The sequence below is a fragment of the Haloferax mediterranei ATCC 33500 genome (genome assembly GCF_000306765.2).
Classification (GTDB): Archaea; Halobacteriota; Halobacteria; order Halobacteriales; family Haloferacaceae; genus Haloferax; species Haloferax mediterranei.
Window position 1 is genome coordinate 2,344,121 of sequence record NC_017941.2, and the last position, 18,136, is coordinate 2,362,256.

An 18,136-nucleotide genomic window follows, 5' to 3' on the forward strand; every position below is an offset into this window, starting at 1 on the left:
GTCCCTGTATTCGAAGTCACTGGGGAGAGAAGCGGTCCATATGAATCGTTCCAACTCGCCCGAAACAGGATTCATCGATCCGAGTGGGGCTAACGCCGAAGCCATCCGGGATCTCACCGAGGACGTGCTCGATCAGCTCCTCGGGCAGCTCGGAGCGGCCGAAAAGCGGTCGCCGTTACCTGACGAGTCGACCGCCCCTACGGGAACGATTCCAGAATCACCACGGTCCCAGACCGACCTTCTCGACGACCTCGAGACCATCGCTGCTGGGTCGATGAACCCCGCGCATCCGGGATATATCGGTCATATGGATACGATGCCGACGACGGTATCGGTACTGGGTGACCTCGTCGCATCGGCGGTCAACAACAATATGTTGAGCGTGGAGATGTCGCCAGTATTCTCGGAACTCGAGGTCCAGTTGACCGAGACCATCGCCAGCGAGTTCGGCCTCGGCCCCAACGCCGGTGGGGTCCTCGCCAGCGGGGGGTCACTCGCGAACCTACATGCCCTCTCGGTCGCTCGAAACCAAGCATTCGATGTTCACGACGATGGGCTCGCCGGACTGGATGGTGAGCCGGTGCTGTTCGCGTCAGACGTTGCACACACCTCCCTACAGAAAGCCGCGATGCTGCTGGGGCTCGGGACCGACGCGGTCGTCGCCGTCGAAACGAACGCGAACTCTCGAATGAAGCCGAGCGCGCTGAACCAGGCGGTCGAACAGGCCGAACGAGACGGTCGCGTGCCCTTCTGTGTCGTCGCGACCGCTGGCACGACCACGACTGGGAACATCGACCCGCTCCCGGCGGTTCGTGATGTCGTCGATGAACATGACCTGTGGTTCCACGTCGACGCGGCCTACGGCGGGGCGCTCGTCTTCTCCGAAGCCGAACGGGACCGACTGGATGGCATCGAGGGGGCCGACTCCGTGACGTTCAACCCCCAGAAGTGGTGTTACGTCGCGAAAACGTGCGCCATGGCTCTGTTCGCTGATTTGGACATCTTACAGGAGGACTTCCGGGTTGGGGCGCCGTATATGCGCGGTGACGATGCGATTCCGAACCTCGGTGAACTGAGCGTCCAAGGGACCCGGCGGGCGGAGGTTCTGAAACTTTGGCTCACCTTTCAGCACCTCGGCCGGGAGGGACTCGGACAGTTAATCGACGAGAGCTACCGCCTGGCGGCTGTGATTCGTGACCGCGTCGCTGACCAGGATGCGCTGGAGCTGGCCAGCGAGCCAGAGATGAACATCGTCTGTTTCCGTGCCGCCCCGGACTGGTGTCCACCGGACGAGCGAGATGCACTCAACGGACGACTCCAGCGCTACCTGCTCTCCAGACAGGACGTCTTTGTCTCGCTACCGACCTATCGGGACACACGGTGGCTCCGAGTCGTCCTATTGAACCCATTCACAGACAAAACGACGCTTGATCGACTGTTCGACGGAATTGATCTCTTCCTAGAGGCTGAACGACCGTAGCCTACTGGAGATGACTTCATGAGCGATACGTATCCCATCCCGGTTCAGTCATTCCAGTTTACCCTCATCTAAATATAGAAGTCGCGCTACCAATTACGATAAAGGCGCAAATCACCTGTACAGCCGGTACGCTCATCAGTATCTGAGAGGCACAAGGCAATCCAAGACAAATGCTTACATTGGGGGACTGCCGTATAGCCGATATGGTCCCAGCACCCGACGAGGAGATCGATGACAACCTACGAGAGGTTCGGGAACTCACACCGGAAGCATGTTCGGGCGTTCAATCGCTGGATCAGTTCGGCACCAAGTGGCGGCTTCGGATTCTGTATAACCTGTTCGATGGCGACCACCGATTTAACGAGCTGAAACGAGCCTCTGGGGCGAGTTCGTACACACTCTCGCGGGTGCTCGAATCGCTCGAGGAAGACGCAATCGTCGACCGCCGTGTCGAGGAAGGGCCGCCCGTCGAGACCCACTACAGCCTGACTGAGAAGGGTGCAGCACTCCAGCCAGTGTTCGACGCAATCGACGAATGGAATGCAGAGTGGGTGGGTGAGAATGGCGAAGAATGCCACAGAAACGCATGACGTGTGAGTTACTCCTTGAGGGCGTGGGCAGCGACTGCGAGTTTTCCGAGGCCTCCTTGATTGGCGATAACCTTCACCGTCTCGGCGAGTTCCTGCTCGGAAACGCCCTGTGAACGGGCGACGGCAGCGAGATCTTTCACGCCGGTCGTGTTACCATCGGCGGCATCGAGTGCGAGCGTGATGAGTGTCTTCGTCTGTGCTGACAGTTCGCCGTCTGTCCCGGCGGTTCGCGCTCAGAGAGAACGGCTAAGAAACCAGCGTCTTCACCGGAAAAGCTCCACGTCAGGCGGCCACCCCGATAATCCAGAGCAGAGACGCTTTACCCGAATCTCCCCTCATCAAGCAGTTCAGAATCCGCTCGAACCGACGCATACACACGCTCGGCCCACTCGCGGGCGATGGGTGAGTCGGTATCGACGAACACCTCCATCATGCCCGTCGATTCGTCGTAGCCGCCGATGCCGACGCAGTCGTCGAAGAGCACGAGTCCGTACGGAAGCTCCTCGCGCGTCCGGAGGGTCAGGTGCCCGCGTTCGACCGCTTCGGTTGCCTTCTCCGGGTAGGTATCGAACAACTTCTCGACGATGTGCGGCAGGTAGATAATCTCGGTTTCGGTCCCCTCGAAGACGTGCTCGTGGAACTCGCCGAGGACGAGCGGGGCCATGTGGGTCGTATTGAATCCGCGGAAGGTCTCCGACTCGCGGACGAGAGAGATAAAGCGCTCGACCGGGCGGTAGGGATTGTCCGGTTCGGCGACGCTCACAGCCGCATCGACGAACGGTTCGACGACGAACTCCTGGTGGTCTTCGCAAATCACGTCCAAAAGCGGAGCCAGTCGGTGGACAGTCTGGATGTTGGCCTCGAACCGGAGCACTTCGTCGGTGATGGCCTCACCGCGGCCGGTTAGTTGGAACCGGCTGTCGACCTTCTCGGCGAAGCCTCGCTCGTCGAGCCACTGCGTCAAGCGATGGCTCGTCGCCCGCGAAACATCCAGTCGGTCTTCGATTTCACCGCGGTCGAGCGGTTCCTGTCGGAGCGCTTCGAGTACGGGGCCGTGCCGAATGATGTCGCCGAGGAGGTCCGTGTCGATGCGGTCGCCCGTCGCGTCCAGTCGCTGTCCGAGATACTGCCGGTTTCGTGCGTTCTCCAGTACCGCCTCCAGTATCGGTGACCCCGGCGGGGGAAGCACGTCGCCGGAGTCAGTCTCGTCTTCGTGAGTCCCCATGGATACCTTCTTCGTGAACTACGGTGTCGCGGGTCGTAACTGTACGGCCATAGATACCCTACCGCATGAATGGCAACTGTGGTTGCGAGCAACCACTTCATCTCACACCGTGAAACGAGTCTCACGTCGCCGAACGCTTCTCGATAGGTGAGGCCAACAGCCATGCACACGTTTGTTATTCCATGGCACAGAACGCGCTCGACGACAGACTGGCCGAACAGTTCGAAGGAGACCTTCACGGACCACTCATTCGCCCCGGAGACTCCGACTACGACGACGCCCGCGCCGTCTGGAACGGGATGATAGACAAGTATCCAGGCCTCATTGCACAGTGTTCGGGTGTTGCGGACGTCATCAGGTCAGTGAACTTCGCCCGCGAGAACGACATTCCCGTATCGGTTCGCGGCGGCGGCCACAACGTCGCCGGAACGGCAGTCTGCGACGACGGACTGGTCATCGATTGCTCGGAAATGACCGGCGTCAAAGTCGACCCCGATGCCCAAACTGCGTGGGTCCAATCCGGTGCGACGTGGGCCGACCTCGACCACGAAACACAGGAGTTCGGACTCGCGACGCCGGGCGGGGTCGTTTCGGATACTGGCATCGCCGGGTTGACCCTCGGCGGCGGTATTGGCCATCTCCGCTGCAAATACGGGCTCAGCTGTGACAACCTCCGCTCGGTCGAACTCGTCACGGCCGACGGCGAGTTCCTGCGGGCGAGCGCGGATGAGAACCCCGAATTATTCTGGGGACTTCGTGGTGGTGGTGGTAACTTCGGGGTTGTCACGGCCTTCGAATACGAACTCCACCCTGTCGGTCCGGAGGTCGCGACCTGTCTCGTGTTCTACTCGGCGGACAAGTTGACCGAGTTGCTGCAAGCGTACCGCGGATTCGTCGCGACGGCCCCCGAAGAGATTAGTTCCCTCGTCTTCGCCGGTGAACTCCCGGACGAGGAGTTGTTTTCGGGTGCCGACGTTCACAGACAGAAGTTCGCCATCATGGGCTGTTACGCCGGCCCCCCCGACGTCGGCGAAGTCGAACTCGCACCCCTACGAGAGTTCGCAGAGCCGATTGCCGACTTCAGCGGCACTATGCCCTACACCGAATTCCAGCAACTCCTCGACGAGGAGTATCCGGACGGGATGCGCTACTACTGGAAATCGCTCTACCTCGACGGGCTTTCCAGAACCGCCATCGACCGAATCGAGTACTGGGCCGAAGCCGCACCGTCCCCGCTTTCGACGGTCGACGTCTGGCAACTCGGTGGCGCAATCGAGGACATCGGTATCGAAGAGAGTGCCTTCGCCGGTCGACACGCACCGTTCCTCCTCGGCGTGGAGGCGAATTGGGAGGATGCTGAACACGACGAGGCTAACGTTCAGTGGGTCCGCGACTGTCTCGACGACATGCGCCAGTTCTCCGACGGCTCGGTGTATCTGAACTTCCCGGGCTTCCTCGAAGAGGGCGACGAGATGATGCAGACCACATTCGGTCCGGCCTACGAACGGTTAGTCGCCTTGAAAGACGAGTACGACCCGACGAATCTGTTCAACCTAAATCAGAATATCGCGCCGTCCGAGGAGGTGTGAACCGACCACTGTCGGCATCGCACTCGGTTCCCTCACACAGAGCGAACCACTTTTCCGCCGATTAGTAAAACGGACTCTATGCAACAACTCGAGCAGTCTCTGCACGAAGCGCCCATCATCGACAAAGACGGCTACCACTATCTCGTCCACCCAATCAGCAACGGCGTCCCGATGCTCGACCCCGAACTCCTTCGGGAGGTCGTCATCGGAATTTCCCGCGTAGCAGACCTCGACGTGGACAAAATCGTCGCCCCGGAAGCGATGGGAATCCACATCGCCACCGCGCTCTCCCTGCAGACGGACATCCCCCTCGTCGTCATCCGCAAGCGCGAATACGGTCTCGATGGCGAAGTCGCACTCCACCAGACCACCGGCTACTCCGAATCGGAGATGTACATCAACGACGTCGAAGAGGGCGACCGCGTGCTCATCGTCGACGACCTGCTTTCGACCGGCGGCACGCTCGCGGCAATCTGTGACGCGCTCGACGACATCGGCGCGGACATCTCCGATATCGTCGTCGCCATTCGGAAGGTTGGCGAGACAGCGCTCGACGACACCGACTACGAGGCGACGAGTCTCATCGACATCACCGTCGACGGCGACGAAGTCACGATTCACTGACTGACGACGAGGTCGCCAGTTCGTCCGCTTTCTGCCCGGCTTCCGTTTTCTGCTTGTTCGACGCTAGTTGTCTGTCCACCTACGTCGGAATCCCAGTTGGGCGAAAGTATACAAGAATATGTATTGAACGTGTGCTTAGAAGGCCAAAAATGAGCTCGAACGCGAAACTATTATCTGAGGACACTCTGTTCGTGGTGAGTATAGATGTCAGCCGACAAAAGCGGGGAAATCGACCTCGAGTACGAACTCGACGACCGGCCACCGTGGCTGGAGTCGATTCTATTGGGGATACAGCACGTTGCGGTGATGATTGTACCGGCGACTGCGGTCGCATTCATCGTCGCGGGTGAAGTCGGACTCGACGCGGCCAATACCGCGTACATCGTTCAGATGGTGCTCCTATTTTCCGGGCTGGCGACCGTAGTGCAAGCCTACACCGTCGGTCCGGTCGGGTCGCGACTCCCCATCGTGATGGGGACGAGTTTCACGTTCGTCGGCGCGGCGGCGACAGTCGGAATCGACTACGGCTTGAGTGCGGTTTTCGGCGCGATACTCGTCACCGGATTCGTCGTCGAAGGACTCATCGGCTGGCAGTTCAACCGCATCAAACCCTTCTTCCCGCCGCTTGTGACGGGGTTAGTCGTCGCTATCATCGGCCTCTATCTCGTTCCCGTCGGGATGGACTACTCAGCCGGTGGCGTGGGTGCCGCCGACTACGGTGCGGCCTACAACATCGGACTCGCGGCGCTCGTCCTCGGGGTCGCTATCGCGCTCAACCTCTTTACGGACGGAGCGACGCGCCTTCTGAGTACGCTTGCTGGTATTGCCGTCGGCTACGCTGTCGCTATCCCGCTCGGTGTCGTTGACTTCGGGCCAGTCACCAGTGCCGCGTGGGTCGCAATTCCCCAACCCGGTGCGTTCGGGCTTTCGTTCGAACCGGTTCCCATCGTTACGTTTGCCTTCCTCTTTCTGGTGTCCGCGATGGAGACTGTCGGCGACATGTCCGGCATCACGGCTGCAGAGGGTCGAAACCCGACTGACGAAGAGTTCCGTGGTGGATTACTGACGGACGGACTGCTGAGTTCGGTCGCATCTATCTTCGGCGCGTTCCCTGTCACGTCGTTCTCGCAGAACGTGGGTATCGTCAACTTCACCGGCGTGATGAGTCGTCACGTCGTCGGCGTCGCCGGCGTCATCCTCGCGGTGTTAGGTCTCAGCCCGAAGGTGGGTGCCGCCGTTACCACTATCCCGAGTGCCGTCTTCGGCGGGGCCGTGCTCCTGATGGCCGGAATGGTCGCCGCAAGCGGCGTGCGCCTCATCTTCCTCCATACGAACCTCGACCGCCGGAACATGGTCGTCGTCGCCGCCTCACTCGGTCTCGGTCTAGGCATCGCCACGCGTCCCGAAGCGTTGCATGGACTTCCGCAAGCGGCTCAGACCTTCTTCGGCCAACCAGTCATCGTGACCGCCCTGACAGCGCTCGTGCTCAACACGTTCGCACCGGGTGACCAGAGTCCACTGTTCGAGACAGCGGACGACGGCACTCTCGCCGACACCCCGGAGCAACCAACGGTCACCGACGACTGATACACGACAGCGCCTATCTTCAGCGAACGGCGTCAGCCGTGAGCGAGTAGGGTAGAGAAGGGTGGGTAGAGTAGAGAAGGGTGGGTAGAGTAGAGAAGGGTGGGTAGAGTAGAGAAGGGTGGGTAGAGTAGAGAAGGGTGAGTCGAGTAGAATAGTCCACAAACAATTACTCTCTTCTGTGCTATTCCATATCCCGAGAAGTGTTGTTGTCAGCATACGACCATACTGGATATCAGTGGTTTTTTAGATATATCTGCCATGAATTGTTAGATTCCGAATAGCACCCACTATTAGTTGTCAGTTCATCAAGAAAACAGTCAATCGACCAATGAATTAATTTCTGTCCACCACATTGAACCAATCCTAGATGAGTGAGCAGCGGGTCAAATTCAACGGAGATACGAAGGTGTTGTATCGAAAAGCGGTCAGGATACCGCTACCAGATAAAGACGCCGAGCGAATGGTTCACGAGGATATGATGAACGTCGCGGACGCTCGAGAGCAGACAGCGGAGATGCTTGCTGACCCCGATATTCCGTTGGTCGAGGCCTACGAGAAGGAAACAGAACGGGCTGCTGAAACGTACAGACGACGCTGTCGCCACATTGCGGGAGACGACTACGAAGAAATCGCGATGGCGTACAGTCGCGGCGAGCGCAACGACCGAGTCGGTGCGATAACCGCGTACTTCTTCGAGGGGTTGTGGCGAATGCAACAGCGCATCAGCGTCACCGATATGATGTTCTTTCCCATCATTCTGCGGTATCCCGATTGTCTCACTGTTAACATCCGATTCACAAGTAGTGGATACACCACGTCCGAGTCCGTTTTGTACGAGTCTCCGGAGCACTCGCCCGAAGACCTCGAGGGCGAGTACGGCGAGCGGTACTACAACGAGAGTCTCTACTCGCAAAAGGAAGCGGCAAAGCAAATCAAAGCCACCTCACAGATAATCCGCGAAGAATTCCCGAGTCCGGATGAATCGACCTTTGAGGAGCGTAAATACGGCGGGATTGTGACTGCCGGTGGGAAAAAGGGGTCTGTGTTCTCGTCGATGCTCCAGCGCGTCGAACCGGACCCAAACCGGTTTTCGGAACCAGCCACTGAACCGATGCTCGTCGACGAGGGGAACGAAGCAAAGCGAACCGAACGGGAGTTGCTCCCCGACGGCGTAATCGTCCTCTGATGTCGTCTACGCGGATGTATCTGGGCTACTAGCGACTCCTCAACCCGCTCCAATCCGCTCTGAGGAGAGAGCAGGTATTTCTTCGGTCAGTCGGCACTGCTGGAATCCACTTCGACTATTGAGACGACTACGGTCGCCGCCACGGTATAAGTAGCTCACGGGTGAATCCGAAATATGGGTAGCCACGCGCCCGGCTCGCACGGAGGGACTCTCCGAGACGTCATTCGATTTTACCTCCTCGACCACAAGACGATTGTCGGCAAGGCAATCGACATCTCGCTGCTCGTGCTTAATCTCGTGTTCGTGGGAGTGTTCGTCGCCGAGACGTACTCAGTCGCTGCGTCACTCCAGTCGATGTTCTGGGTTATCGAAGCCGGTATCTCGGTTATCTTCCTCGTGGAGTATCTGCTTCGGGTGTACGGTGCCCGGAGCCGTCTGGATGAAATATTCAATTTCTACTCGTTCGTCGACCTCTTGGCCATCTTGCCGACGCTCGCGGTGTTGGTCTTATCGGTTCCGGCTGCCACGGCGAACAGCGGTTTTCTCCGTTCGATTCGCGTGGTTCGTGTGCTTCGCTTCTACCGATTTACGCGGGACGAGGAGTTCTTCTTCGGGACTGTTTCGGTCGGCACACTCCGTGTGATGAAGTTACTACTGACGGTCTTGACCATCTTCTTCGTCGCCGCGGGGATGTTCTACTCGTTCGAGCACGAACTGAACCCCGGCATCAACACGTTCGGCGATGCGTTCTACTTCACCGTCGTCACACTCTCGACGGTTGGATTCGGAGATATCGTCCCTGTCACACAACCGGGGCGGTGGGTCACAGTCGCGGCGATTCTAGCGGGCATTATCCTCATCCCGTGGCAGGCGAGTAAAATCGTCAAAGAGTGGGGTCACAGGGACAAGGTAAACGTCGTCTGCGAGAACTGCGGGTTGGCGTACCACGACCGCGACGCCTCACACTGCAAGTCGTGTGGCCACGTCATCTACCAAGAGTTCGACTCGCGAGAGTAACCCGCGTTCCCAGGGGCGAACATCGGAACACGAGGGAATCAAACAGTCCGGATGAGTTCAACATGAACATTTATTATAGATTGGGATGAACTGCCGGGTACATCATGTCGGTCGTACGTGTACACCCCTAACTCTCATTCGTAACAGTACAGCCGTCCGACCGAACTATCACACCCTATACCCGTGAGCACAAACATACGCCCGACATACGAACCGCAACGACAGCCAAACCGACAGTCGACATCCCGAGCTACCGAGACCACCGAGACCGACTCGTGGGTCGCGCGGTGTCAACAACAGTTCAACGCTTCTCGAACCGAGCGCATCCACAACCTCGTCGACCGCGAAAACCAGTCGATACCGCGGATGCGCCGAGACGCACCCGCATCCGACTAAGCTATTCGTGTCCGACTAAGACACCAGAACCCGGCTAAGCACCCTGTACCCTGCCCCCGACAAAAGCGGGCTGCGCCATCGACTACCTCATCGCTACGTTGGAGACCACTTACAGAGACACGGCGCTTGAAGTAAGTGGCCAACGCACACACGGATGATGCGATTGGCACGGATTCGAACCGACGACGGAGTTCTGGCTGGGGAGTATGACGACGGCGTCGTCGCGGTGGGCACTGACCAGTACGAAGTTGGCGTCGACGCCGAGTTACTCGCCCCCTGTGGGCCATCGGCACTCTACTGTGTCGGGCGGAACTACGCGGCGACGGTCGACCAGATGGAGTACGAGATTCCAGACCAACCGGACTGGTTCATCAAACCACCCGTTTCGGTACTCGACCCCGGTTCGCTCATCGAGTATCCAGCATGGACCGAGGAACTGACCTACGCCGGTGAGTTGGCGGCCGTCATCGACTGTGAGTGCTCGAACGTGGACGAAGCCGACGTCCCGGATGTCGTCCGCGGCTACACGATTCTGAACGACCTCGATGCCCTCGACCAACCGGGTCGAACCGCACGGAAGGCCTTCGATGGCTCAGGGCCACTGGGACCGTGGATAGAGACTGCTGTCGACCCGTCGAACCTCGATATGACGACCCATGTCGGCGGCGAGTTACGACAGGAAGCAAACACCGAGCAGATGCTCTTTTCACCCGCCGAAGTCGTCTCGTTCCTCTCCGAACGCTACACCTTCCAACCGGGCGATGTCGTCTCGTTCGGAAGTCCAGCGAATCCCGGTCTAATCGAGCCCGGCGACGAAGTCGAAATCTGGTACGAAGGAATCGGGACGCTCACGAATCGCGTTGCCGAAAAAAGCTAATCGGAGCCGGCATGGGGTGCCACGCTCGCTCAATTCAACGCGTCAACCTCGTTCGTAAGGTCGGCCGCTTCGTCCACAGGGCCGTTGATGAACAGGCCGTGGCCCATCACGCCGGCAGCGAGGAAACTGAATACGACGAGAGAGGTCGTCAGCGCTATCGGAGTGAGATGACCCACGAGGACGCCGGCGGCGAGGCTCCCGAAGATACCGGCGAGGACGAGGTCGTAATATTGCAACGTGTACCCCATGCGTGGTAATTATATGGCCAACACCGAAGGTGTATTGTTTGTTTACCATCCATTATTGGTTGGGAATAATGGGAATCGTGTCCCGGTTGCGGGAAGAACGGTCACGGAACGGCTATACGTCGCCAGACACTCGAAAGCCTATGGAGTATCAGACTGCGCTCGACCGAGCGCTCGACGTCCTTCCGGAACGAAACGTAGAACAGGAGCGTCTCACAGTCCCAGACCCCGCAGGTGAGACTGACGGCGCGTTCACGCGTCTCACCAACCTCGGCGAAATCGCGGACGCCCTGTCACGGACGCCCGCACACCTTCACAGTACCATCCAGCGTACCCTCGGTACCAGCGGACAACTGGAAGACGACCGCGCCCGCTACAGTGGTTCGTTTTCCATCAACGACTTCGAGGAAGCCATCGACGGCTACGTCGAAGAGTACGTCATCTGTTCGGAGTGTGGCCTTCCGGACACGCGTCTCGTGACCGAAGACGGCGTCGACATGCTTCGCTGTGAGGCCTGTGGTGCCTTCCGCCCGGTCCAGAAGAGCTCCAGCGTGAGCAAGAAACGCCAGCGCGAAGCCGTGGAAGAAGGTCGTACCTACGAGGTCGAAATTACCGGTACCGGCCGCAAAGGCGACGGTGTCGCCCAGCGCGGGAAGTACACTATCTTCGTTCCCGGCGCGCAGGAAGGACAGACCGTCCGTGTCTACATCAAGAACACGAGCGGTTCGCTCGCATTCGCACGACTCGCCTGAAGGCGTTTGGCTCTCATCTAATTTCGTGACTGCGAGACGCAGCCACGTTCGTGGCTGAGAACTGCAGCACAGTCTTATATTCTCTCGTCACGGCCGGGACACGCGACTGAGTAGCGACGGTACTGGAGGCGACAGTACCGAAGCGACGACGCGACGGGCGTGCGTTACTCGTCCTCGTCGCTCCCACGACACAGTCCCCGAAGGCCGAGATAGAGGAACACGGCTCCTTCGACTCGCGTTGCGGTCGTCATCCACGACTTCGCCGTCATCTCGCTTCCGTCTTCGTAAGCAATGCGAGTGAGGACACGGACGAGTTGGTCGGGGAATAGCAATTCAACCAGACCGAACAGGACGAACAGTGCTCGAATCATACGAAAACGTAGGCGCGCAATCAGTGAAAAGCTGCTGTCGGTTCCCACGGTACGAGAGTAGTGGCGGGACGGCCTCGGTCACGATTCGGCTTCATGTCACAACACCACAGTACGTCTTTGACGACAACTCCGGGGCGAACCACATCAGCACGCCTGCGAGGAGTTGATACTTCAGAAGTCCGAGTGAAGTCTCCGCGCCCGAGAGACACGTGATTGAACAAATAAGGCTGTGTGGAAATCAGAGACGAGTGCAACAACAGTGAGAGTGGTTCTACGTGATTTTCGCAACCCCGTTGTCAACCAGAAGTTCCCACCGAGCGGGAACTGGCAAATAGAGTGATAGGCTTCCAGCCTAACATCCAATCGATGTACGATACTATCCTCGTGCCAATCGACGGAAGCGACTCGATGATGCCGGTCGTCGAAGACGCTGCGGCCCTCGCTGCCGAGCGTGATGCCTCCGTCTACCTTCTCTACGTCCTCGACAAACGAGCCTTCCTGACGCTTGCCGATGACCGACTTGACGAAGTGTACGAGGAACTCGAAGCACAGGGCGAGGCCGCCCTCGAAGCGGCCGCAGAAATCATGGCAGAACACGGTGTCGACGCCGAGACCATGCTCCGCCGCGGCGACCCGGCAAACGAGATTCTCTCGTTCGCCGGTGAAATCGATGCGGACCTCATCTCGATGGGAACCCACGCCCGGTTCGAAGACAACATCCTCGGAAGTGTCTCGCGCTCGGTCGTCACTGAGTCGGACATCCCCGTGCTCACGACCCCAATCGAGGCACGCTGACTGCGACTCGGTTCGATGGCTCTCACGCGCAACTGACGTAACGGTAGTTCCCCGCAACTGAGAGAGCGCCGGTCCACCACCGGCGTCTCGGACTGCTTATCGAAGCACGTGCTACAGGCGAAGGAACAACAGGACCAGTCCGTACAGCGTCGATGGCACACCGAGGAGCAGGAGCCCGACGCTTATTACAATCGCTTGGCCGTTTACCCCCGGAATCGACCCGGCCGCGGCGATATACATGCCGGAGAGTCCTGATAGGATGTCGAACGTAAGAACGAGAACAGCGGCACAGAACGCGGCTGCTCCGGAGAAAATGAGTACGAACGAGGTGAACGACGGTTTCTGTCGTGGGGAATGGTGGTGAGTGGAGTAACCACGGGACATATCCCAGAGTACGACACTAACCAAGTTTGTTACATGTCGACTAGCGGCAAATTCTCGTCGTTAGAAGGGTCCTACTGCGCTGAAACGGGGTTTGGTTGAGGACATACCGTCATCGGACTCACCGGGCTGTGTTTGTGACTGAAGTCGACGCCACCAACGTCACTCCGACTGCACGGTGTCGTTGCTGTCCGTCCGACTACGCGTCGTCGCCGTCTCCGTCCGCATCTTCGTCCGGTTCGAAGTCGAGCGCGACCGAGTTGATACAGAACCGTTTGCCCGTCGGTTCCGGGCCGTCGTCGAAGACGTGTCCGAGGTGGCCATCACAGGTCGAACAGACGACTTCGGTGCGGTCCATGCCGTGGCTCCGGTCGCGTCGGAGTTCGATGTTCGAATCCTCGGCGGCGTAGAAACTCGGCCACCCACAGTGGGAGTCGTACTTCGTGTCCGACGTGAACAACTCGGTTCCGCATCCAGTACACCGATAGATGCCGTCGTCGCTGCGGTCGACGTGCTCGCCAGAGAATCGCGGTTCGGTTCCCTGTTCACGGAGGACGCGATACGCCTCGTCAGAGAGTCGTTCGCGCCACTCGGACTCTGAGAGACTGAAATTGTTGCTCATACGGGTTCAAAAGTACTCCGAGCGGAAAGGCACGTCGGCTATTCGAGTCAGAAACGGTAACGTCGGCTATTCGAGTCAGAAACGGTAACGTCGGCTATTCGAGTCAGAAACGGTATCGGCTAGCCGCACACGGAAGAAATCGTCACCTATTCGCGCCGGAGGAACTCGGGCAGTCGAAGCTGAGAGAAGTCATCAGTCCCGGCGTCGAGCACGTCAATTCGGTCGACAGCCTTCGGGATGCCCTGTTTATCCGTGGGCTTTTGCATCGACACGTCGGCACGTCCTGTCGTCGATGGGGTAGCGTTCTCGTCGACGAGGGCCTCCCACACGTCCTGTTTCGAGTCATATTCGCCCTTGTTGCGAGCAACGCGCTGTTTTCCCTCCTCGAATGCGAGTTGGAGAACGCTACGACCGTACGCAGTCCCCGCCTGTCGGCGAATGCGTTCAAATTCCCCTCGGTTCGGGTAGCCGAGAGCGCTGGAGACACCGAGTGCGTACATCCGGCGGATGGCCTCTTCGTCCGAAATCGTCCGCCAATCCGTCCCATAGACCCGTTCGTACATAATTCTCCTCAGAGGTCGACCTTCGAGCGTGGGTTGACCACAAGCCCGTTGTCGGTGAAGTTGAGCGACCGGATGTCGCAATCGATGTTCGTCCCGCGCATCTTGATGACCTGGATACCACGAGTCATCCCCGTCGCTTCGAGATAGTTGTGGAAGAACACGACGCCGTGGGCCAGGAAGTGTTCGTCGGAGTACGACGACGGGTCGGTCATCTCCGAGATGAGAAGTGTCGTCGCGTCACCCTGCTTGAGCGCCGTGAGGAACCGCGTCATCTCCTCGGACCCGTTGGCGAAGAACAGACGGAGAAGCATCGTCGAGTCGATGACGAGACGGTCGACCTGTCGGGAGTTGACGAAGGCGACAATCTTGTCGGTGAGACTCTGGACACTCGACGCACTGCCGCCTTGGGAGAACTGGTTGAGGATGTGTTTGCCCTTCGGACTCACGAGGTTGATAAACCGGAACCCCTCCGAACTCGCGAGCGCCTCGAACCCGAAGTCAAAACTTGACATATCGTTGATTAGTTCGTCTTCGGTCTCGTGCATGGTGATGTACATACACTTCTCACCGTTTCGAAGTCCTTCGGCGATAAACTGTGCCGTAAACGTCGTCTTTCCACTCCCTGGTGGTCCGCTCAACACATACAGGCGTCGCGGAAGGAAGCCACCCTGGATGAGTTCGTCGAACCCGCTTACCCCACTCGGAATCCGCATGTTCGGACACTCCGTGCGTCCTATTATAATCGTTCCGGGACTGGTCTCAAAATTGAGACTTCGTAGGCGCCGATTCCCCCGGGTGACAAGTCATTCCGGAAACAGTTCGACTTCGGCTTCGATGCTATCGATGGCGGCGACATCGGTCTCGTCGAGTTCCAGTTCGACCGCCTCCAAGTTCGTTCGGAGATGGCGCTCGCTCGACGCCTTCGGAATGGAGCACAGACCCTTCGCGGCCAGCCACGCGAGACTCACGGTTTCGGGGGTCGTGTCGTGTTTCTCCGCGACATCGACGACCTCGTCTACCTCGCGGACGCGCCCGCCAGCGAGCGGCGAGTAGGCGACCACATCGTAATCGTGTTCTTCGGCGTGGTCGAGGAGTTCAGGGCGCTGGAACAGCGGATGAGACTCCGTCTGGTGGGCGACAAGCGGCGCGTCGAGTAGGTCGACCGCCTCGTCCAGTTCGGAGACGGTGAAGTTGCTGACACCGACAGCGCGGGCGAGACTGTCGTCGACGAGTTCGTCGAACGCGGAAAGCGTCGATTCGGGGTCGTACGTCTCGATTGGTCGGTGGACGTACAGCAAGTCCACGTAGTCCGTCCCCAGTCGGTCGAGACTCTCGCGGGTCGTCCGAAGCACGTCGTCGTACGCGAGGCTGTCGGCCCAGACTTTGGTCGCGAGAAATACGTGCTTCCGCGGGACCTCGGCGGCCGCGATGGCGTCGCCGACGACGGCTTCGTTCTCGTAAATCTGGGCGGTGTCGATGTGACGGTAGCCCATCTCCAGCGCCGTCGTCACGGCGGCGGCTTCCTCGGGCGTGTCGAGACCCATCGTTCCGAGTCCGATTCGGGGGATAGAGCGGCTCATTGTGTCGTCTCTTCGTCGGTAAGGCTGGGGCCACCCGCAACTGGGACGCCGTCGATATCGAGTAGGTCGTCGAGACCGCCAATCTCGTGTGTCGGGTCGGGCGATGGTGTGTGGTCAGCACGGTGGCCGCGGCGGATGAACGCCGAGTCGACACCTGCGGCCCGGGCCGCGACGATGTCGCTGTCGCTGTCACCGACGAAAAGCGGCGAGTTGACGCCGAGGTCCGACATCGCGCGTTCGATGTAGTACGGTTCGGGCTTCTTCCGGTGCAGACTCGTCATCGACGGTTCGCGGCCGTAAGCAGTCCCGAACAGGTCGGTCGCATCGAGGTGGTCGAGCACGTAGTCGATGGTCGCCTGTTGGTTGCTGGAGACGATTCCCATCGGGGCGTCGATACGCCGGATGGCGTCGAAGTCGTCGTATGGCACTTTTCGCCCGTCGTTGACGGCCTCTTTCTGGGCGGCCGAGGCGATTTCGTCGCGGACGCGAAACAGCGTTTCGGGGTCGAGGTCGTACGCGCCAGCGACGGCGTGTACGTCGGCGGGCGTGACGTGGATGACCATCCGCTCGACGTGGTCTGGGTCGGGGTCCGTGACGCCGAGTTCGTCGAATGCATCCCACGTCGCATCGTGGAGGAGCGAAAGGTCGACGAGCGTGGTCAACACGCCGTCGTGGTCAAAGATGACCGAGTCGTACATACACGCTGTCCGTCGTCGAGAACTGAATCGTTTTCGTCTCCGGACATCGGCTTTCCACAGTGATTCCCCATCCCGCCGCGTTAGGAGCCTTTTAGCGCCTCGAAGTCCACAGGTTCAGACAATGCTGGCTGGACTCACACGCGAGGGGTCAACATGACTCGTGACGTGTGCATCGTCGGAGCGGGTGCCGCGGGGGCTGGCGCGGCGTACGCACTGCGCGATACGAATTCGAACGTGACAATTCTCGAAAAGAGCCGCGGAGTGTGCGGGCGCGCCGCGACCCGCCGAAAAAACGGCTGTCGATACGACCACGGCGCGAACTACATCAAAAATCACGACCAGCGGACGACGCAACTCATCCGCGACCTTGGTGAAGACGGACTCGTCGACGTCGAAAAGCCCGTCTGGACGTTCGACGGCGACGGCGTCATCTCCACAGGCGATGCGCGCGACCAGTACAAGTGGTCGTGGACCGAGGGAATCACCCAACTGGCGAAGCGACTGCTCGCACAAACCGATGCGGCTGTCGAACGCGAGACACAAGTCGCCGCCATCGACCACAACCCGGACACCGGATACTGGTCTGTCGTCGACGCAACGGGAACACGGCGCGGGCCGTTCGACGTCGTCCTGTTGACGCCACCGGCCCCGCAGACGGCCGCAATCCTCACCGAAACAGGGTGGGGCAACCAGTGCATGGTCGGCCTCCGCGAGGCCATCGGAAGCGTCGAATACCGGACGATTCGAACGATTGTGCTCCACTACCCGTTCGAGCGCGAAGAACCGTGGTACGCGCTCGTCAACACCGACAAGGAACACGATATCGGCTGGGTCGCACGCGAGGAGTGCAAGGACGGCCACGTGCCCGATGGCGAGAGTCTCCTCGTCGTGCAACTGAGTCCCGAATGGTCGACAGAACACTACGATGACCCACTCTCAGAGGTTGCCCCCGATGTGGCAGACATGGTCGCGGCCCTCCTCGACGACGACCGACTCCGCGACCCTGACTGGGTCGATGACCAGGGCTGGCGGTATGCACTCCCTAACGGCGTTGCCAACCGCGAAATCATTCGCCGTGGGGAGCCGAACGGACTGTACTTCGCGGGCGACTGGACGGTCGGCGAGGGACGGGTTCACGCCGCCCTCTGGAGCGGTATCGAAGCGGGCGAGCGAATCGCTAACGGCTGATGAGAACGAGTATGACAGTAGCCCTCGGCGAAACCACAATCGTCGTGGCGGTACTGATGCTCACGGGACTGGGTCTCTGTTATCTCGGCTATCGCATCCGGTATCTGAAGGACTATCATCTGATTGCCGGGTACCGGTCGGAGGAGGTCGCCGACGCGGACAGTCTCGCGCGACTGGTCGGCGGCGGGACGATTGTCATCGGTCTCGTCACACTCCTTTACGGGGCCGGAGCCATCGTGCTTCGAGCAGGCGACACCTACTGGCTCAGCTACACTGTCCTCGTACTCGTCTCTGCGGGCTACCTCTCGGTGCAGAGTCGGCAGTACGCGGCCGAGACGTGAGCAAAAGTTGGGTGCCATCTGCTTCAGGT

At 59.5% G+C, this 18,136-nt stretch carries 23 protein-coding genes; 13 read left to right on the forward strand and 10 right to left on the reverse strand.

Going from position 1 to position 18,136, the window contains the following annotated elements; translation table 11 throughout:
* Nucleotides 1-40: 40 nt before the first annotated feature.
* Entirely contained in the window at nt 41-1,480 is a 1,440-nt protein-coding gene (locus HFX_RS12000) for a pyridoxal phosphate-dependent decarboxylase family protein (RefSeq protein WP_004059712.1), read from the forward strand.
* 203 nt (nt 1,481-1,683) lie between these two features.
* Nucleotides 1,684-2,070, forward strand: a complete 387-nt coding sequence (locus HFX_RS12005) for a winged helix-turn-helix transcriptional regulator (protein WP_004059711.1) — start codon at nt 1,684-1,686, stop codon at nt 2,068-2,070.
* Between the two features lie 8 nt (nt 2,071-2,078).
* On the opposite strand, the gene HFX_RS12010 is transcribed toward HFX_RS12005, so the two are convergent.
* Entirely contained in the window at nt 2,079-2,276 is a 198-nt protein-coding gene (locus tag HFX_RS12010) for a carboxymuconolactone decarboxylase family protein (protein WP_197034208.1), read from the reverse strand.
* Between the two features lie 113 nt (nt 2,277-2,389).
* The gene (locus HFX_RS12015) at nt 2,390-3,295 is read right to left on the reverse strand and encodes a helix-turn-helix transcriptional regulator (RefSeq protein ID WP_004059709.1); all 906 of its coding nucleotides are present in this window, start codon (nt 3,293-3,295) and stop codon (nt 2,390-2,392) included.
* 182 nt (nt 3,296-3,477) lie between these two features.
* On the opposite strand from HFX_RS12015, the gene HFX_RS12020 reads away from it, so the two are divergent.
* The 7 genes from HFX_RS12020 (at nt 3,478) to HFX_RS12050 (ending at nt 10,571) form a co-directional block, all read left to right on the forward strand.
* The gene (locus HFX_RS12020; RefSeq protein WP_004059708.1) at nt 3,478-4,884 is read left to right on the forward strand and encodes an FAD-binding oxidoreductase; all 1,407 of its coding nucleotides are present in this window, start codon (nt 3,478-3,480) and stop codon (nt 4,882-4,884) included.
* A 78-nt stretch (nt 4,885-4,962) separates the two neighbouring features.
* The gene (gene hpt / locus HFX_RS12025) at nt 4,963-5,508 is read left to right on the forward strand and encodes a hypoxanthine/guanine phosphoribosyltransferase (protein ID WP_004059707.1); all 546 of its coding nucleotides are present in this window, start codon (nt 4,963-4,965) and stop codon (nt 5,506-5,508) included.
* A 204-nt stretch (nt 5,509-5,712) separates the two neighbouring features.
* Nucleotides 5,713-7,095 (forward strand): uracil-xanthine permease family protein, encoded by a 1,383-nt coding sequence (locus HFX_RS12030; RefSeq protein WP_004059706.1) that lies wholly within the window; start codon nt 5,713-5,715, stop codon nt 7,093-7,095.
* A 367-nt stretch (nt 7,096-7,462) separates the two neighbouring features.
* Complete coding sequence (locus HFX_RS12035; protein ID WP_014732475.1) at nt 7,463-8,281, forward strand: hypothetical protein; 819 nt, start codon at nt 7,463-7,465, stop codon at nt 8,279-8,281.
* Between the two features lie 174 nt (nt 8,282-8,455).
* On the forward strand, nt 8,456-9,298 hold the full coding sequence (locus HFX_RS12040; protein WP_004059704.1) for an ion channel: 843 nt from the start codon (nt 8,456-8,458) through the stop codon (nt 9,296-9,298).
* A 183-nt stretch (nt 9,299-9,481) separates the two neighbouring features.
* A complete protein-coding gene (locus HFX_RS12045) occupies nt 9,482-9,694 on the forward strand; it encodes a hypothetical protein (protein ID WP_004059703.1) in 213 nt (70 codons plus the stop codon).
* 157 nt (nt 9,695-9,851) lie between these two features.
* A complete protein-coding gene (locus HFX_RS12050; protein ID WP_004059702.1) occupies nt 9,852-10,571 on the forward strand; it encodes a fumarylacetoacetate hydrolase family protein in 720 nt (239 codons plus the stop codon).
* 29 nt (nt 10,572-10,600) lie between these two features.
* On the opposite strand, the gene HFX_RS12055 is transcribed toward HFX_RS12050, so the two are convergent.
* Nucleotides 10,601-10,819, reverse strand: coding sequence for a hypothetical protein (locus HFX_RS12055; RefSeq protein ID WP_004059701.1), 219 nt, complete (start codon nt 10,817-10,819; stop codon nt 10,601-10,603).
* 140 nt (nt 10,820-10,959) lie between these two features.
* Here HFX_RS12055 and HFX_RS12060 point away from each other — a divergent pair, with 140 nt between their 5' ends.
* Complete coding sequence (locus HFX_RS12060) at nt 10,960-11,568, forward strand: translation initiation factor IF-2 subunit beta (protein ID WP_004059700.1); 609 nt, start codon at nt 10,960-10,962, stop codon at nt 11,566-11,568.
* Nucleotides 11,569-11,732: 164 nt separating this feature from the next.
* Here the strand turns inward: HFX_RS12060 and HFX_RS12065 are convergent, their stop codons facing one another.
* Entirely contained in the window at nt 11,733-11,939 is a 207-nt protein-coding gene (locus HFX_RS12065; protein ID WP_004059699.1) for a hypothetical protein, read from the reverse strand.
* A gap of 366 nt (nt 11,940-12,305) precedes the next feature.
* Between HFX_RS12065 and HFX_RS12070 the strand changes: the two genes are divergently transcribed.
* Nucleotides 12,306-12,734 (forward strand): universal stress protein, encoded by a 429-nt coding sequence (locus HFX_RS12070; RefSeq protein ID WP_004059698.1) that lies wholly within the window; start codon nt 12,306-12,308, stop codon nt 12,732-12,734.
* Between the two features lie 111 nt (nt 12,735-12,845).
* Here the strand turns inward: HFX_RS12070 and HFX_RS12075 are convergent, their stop codons facing one another.
* The 6 genes from HFX_RS12075 to HFX_RS12100 all read right to left on the reverse strand — a co-directional run bounded on the left by HFX_RS12075 (nt 12,846) and on the right by HFX_RS12100 (nt 16,578).
* Nucleotides 12,846-13,118: a hypothetical protein gene (locus HFX_RS12075; protein ID WP_004059697.1), complete on the reverse strand. Its 273-nt coding sequence runs from the start codon at nt 13,116-13,118 to the stop codon at nt 12,846-12,848.
* A 196-nt stretch (nt 13,119-13,314) separates the two neighbouring features.
* A complete protein-coding gene (gene msrB, locus HFX_RS12080) occupies nt 13,315-13,737 on the reverse strand; it encodes a peptide-methionine (R)-S-oxide reductase MsrB (RefSeq protein WP_004059696.1) in 423 nt (140 codons plus the stop codon).
* Between the two features lie 146 nt (nt 13,738-13,883).
* On the reverse strand, nt 13,884-14,300 hold the full coding sequence (locus HFX_RS12085; protein ID WP_004059695.1) for a hypothetical protein: 417 nt from the start codon (nt 14,298-14,300) through the stop codon (nt 13,884-13,886).
* 8 nt (nt 14,301-14,308) lie between these two features.
* Entirely contained in the window at nt 14,309-15,013 is a 705-nt protein-coding gene (locus HFX_RS12090) for an RAD55 family ATPase (RefSeq protein ID WP_004059694.1), read from the reverse strand.
* 90 nt (nt 15,014-15,103) lie between these two features.
* Nucleotides 15,104-15,880 carry an aldo/keto reductase gene (locus HFX_RS12095; protein WP_004059693.1) on the reverse strand — a complete coding sequence of 259 codons (777 nt, stop codon included), beginning with the start codon at nt 15,878-15,880 and terminating at the stop codon, nt 15,104-15,106.
* On the reverse strand, nt 15,877-16,578 hold the full coding sequence (locus tag HFX_RS12100) for an HAD family hydrolase (protein WP_004059692.1): 702 nt from the start codon (nt 16,576-16,578) through the stop codon (nt 15,877-15,879). The genes HFX_RS12095 and HFX_RS12100 overlap by 4 nt, the downstream gene beginning before the upstream one ends.
* A gap of 153 nt (nt 16,579-16,731) precedes the next feature.
* On the opposite strand from HFX_RS12100, the gene HFX_RS12105 reads away from it, so the two are divergent.
* Entirely contained in the window at nt 16,732-17,766 is a 1,035-nt protein-coding gene (locus HFX_RS12105; RefSeq protein WP_004059691.1) for an NAD(P)/FAD-dependent oxidoreductase, read from the forward strand.
* Between the two features lie 11 nt (nt 17,767-17,777).
* Nucleotides 17,778-18,107: a DUF3784 domain-containing protein gene (locus tag HFX_RS12110; protein WP_014732472.1), complete on the forward strand. Its 330-nt coding sequence runs from the start codon at nt 17,778-17,780 to the stop codon at nt 18,105-18,107.
* Nucleotides 18,108-18,136 lie beyond the last annotated feature (29 nt).

What these genes read in the sequence shown, in the direction of transcription:
- HFX_RS12000 (WP_004059712.1), top strand. Translation starts at nt 41, where the DNA reads ATGAATCGTTCCAACTCGCCCGAAACAGGATTCATCGATCCGAGTGGG.
- HFX_RS12005 (WP_004059711.1), top strand. Translation starts at nt 1,684, where the DNA reads ATGGTCCCAGCACCCGACGAGGAGATCGATGACAACCTACGAGAGGTT.
- HFX_RS12015 (WP_004059709.1), bottom strand. Translation starts at nt 3,295, where the DNA reads ATGGGGACTCACGAAGACGAGACTGACTCCGGCGACGTGCTTCCCCCG.
- HFX_RS12020 (WP_004059708.1), top strand. Translation starts at nt 3,478, where the DNA reads ATGGCACAGAACGCGCTCGACGACAGACTGGCCGAACAGTTCGAAGGA.
- hpt (WP_004059707.1), top strand. Translation starts at nt 4,963, where the DNA reads ATGCAACAACTCGAGCAGTCTCTGCACGAAGCGCCCATCATCGACAAA.
- HFX_RS12030 (WP_004059706.1), top strand. Translation starts at nt 5,713, where the DNA reads ATGTCAGCCGACAAAAGCGGGGAAATCGACCTCGAGTACGAACTCGAC.
- HFX_RS12035 (WP_014732475.1), top strand. Translation starts at nt 7,463, where the DNA reads ATGAGTGAGCAGCGGGTCAAATTCAACGGAGATACGAAGGTGTTGTAT.
- HFX_RS12040 (WP_004059704.1), top strand. Translation starts at nt 8,456, where the DNA reads ATGGGTAGCCACGCGCCCGGCTCGCACGGAGGGACTCTCCGAGACGTC.
- HFX_RS12050 (WP_004059702.1), top strand. Translation starts at nt 9,852, where the DNA reads ATGCGATTGGCACGGATTCGAACCGACGACGGAGTTCTGGCTGGGGAG.
- HFX_RS12055 (WP_004059701.1), bottom strand. Translation starts at nt 10,819, where the DNA reads ATGGGGTACACGTTGCAATATTACGACCTCGTCCTCGCCGGTATCTTC.
- HFX_RS12060 (WP_004059700.1), top strand. Translation starts at nt 10,960, where the DNA reads ATGGAGTATCAGACTGCGCTCGACCGAGCGCTCGACGTCCTTCCGGAA.
- HFX_RS12065 (WP_004059699.1), bottom strand. Translation starts at nt 11,939, where the DNA reads ATGATTCGAGCACTGTTCGTCCTGTTCGGTCTGGTTGAATTGCTATTC.
- HFX_RS12070 (WP_004059698.1), top strand. Translation starts at nt 12,306, where the DNA reads ATGTACGATACTATCCTCGTGCCAATCGACGGAAGCGACTCGATGATG.
- HFX_RS12075 (WP_004059697.1), bottom strand. Translation starts at nt 13,118, where the DNA reads ATGTCCCGTGGTTACTCCACTCACCACCATTCCCCACGACAGAAACCG.
- msrB (WP_004059696.1), bottom strand. Translation starts at nt 13,737, where the DNA reads ATGAGCAACAATTTCAGTCTCTCAGAGTCCGAGTGGCGCGAACGACTC.
- HFX_RS12085 (WP_004059695.1), bottom strand. Translation starts at nt 14,300, where the DNA reads ATGTACGAACGGGTCTATGGGACGGATTGGCGGACGATTTCGGACGAA.
- HFX_RS12090 (WP_004059694.1), bottom strand. Translation starts at nt 15,013, where the DNA reads ATGCGGATTCCGAGTGGGGTAAGCGGGTTCGACGAACTCATCCAGGGT.
- HFX_RS12095 (WP_004059693.1), bottom strand. Translation starts at nt 15,880, where the DNA reads ATGAGCCGCTCTATCCCCCGAATCGGACTCGGAACGATGGGTCTCGAC.
- HFX_RS12100 (WP_004059692.1), bottom strand. Translation starts at nt 16,578, where the DNA reads ATGTACGACTCGGTCATCTTTGACCACGACGGCGTGTTGACCACGCTC.
- HFX_RS12105 (WP_004059691.1), top strand. Translation starts at nt 16,732, where the DNA reads ATGACTCGTGACGTGTGCATCGTCGGAGCGGGTGCCGCGGGGGCTGGC.
- HFX_RS12110 (WP_014732472.1), top strand. Translation starts at nt 17,778, where the DNA reads ATGACAGTAGCCCTCGGCGAAACCACAATCGTCGTGGCGGTACTGATG.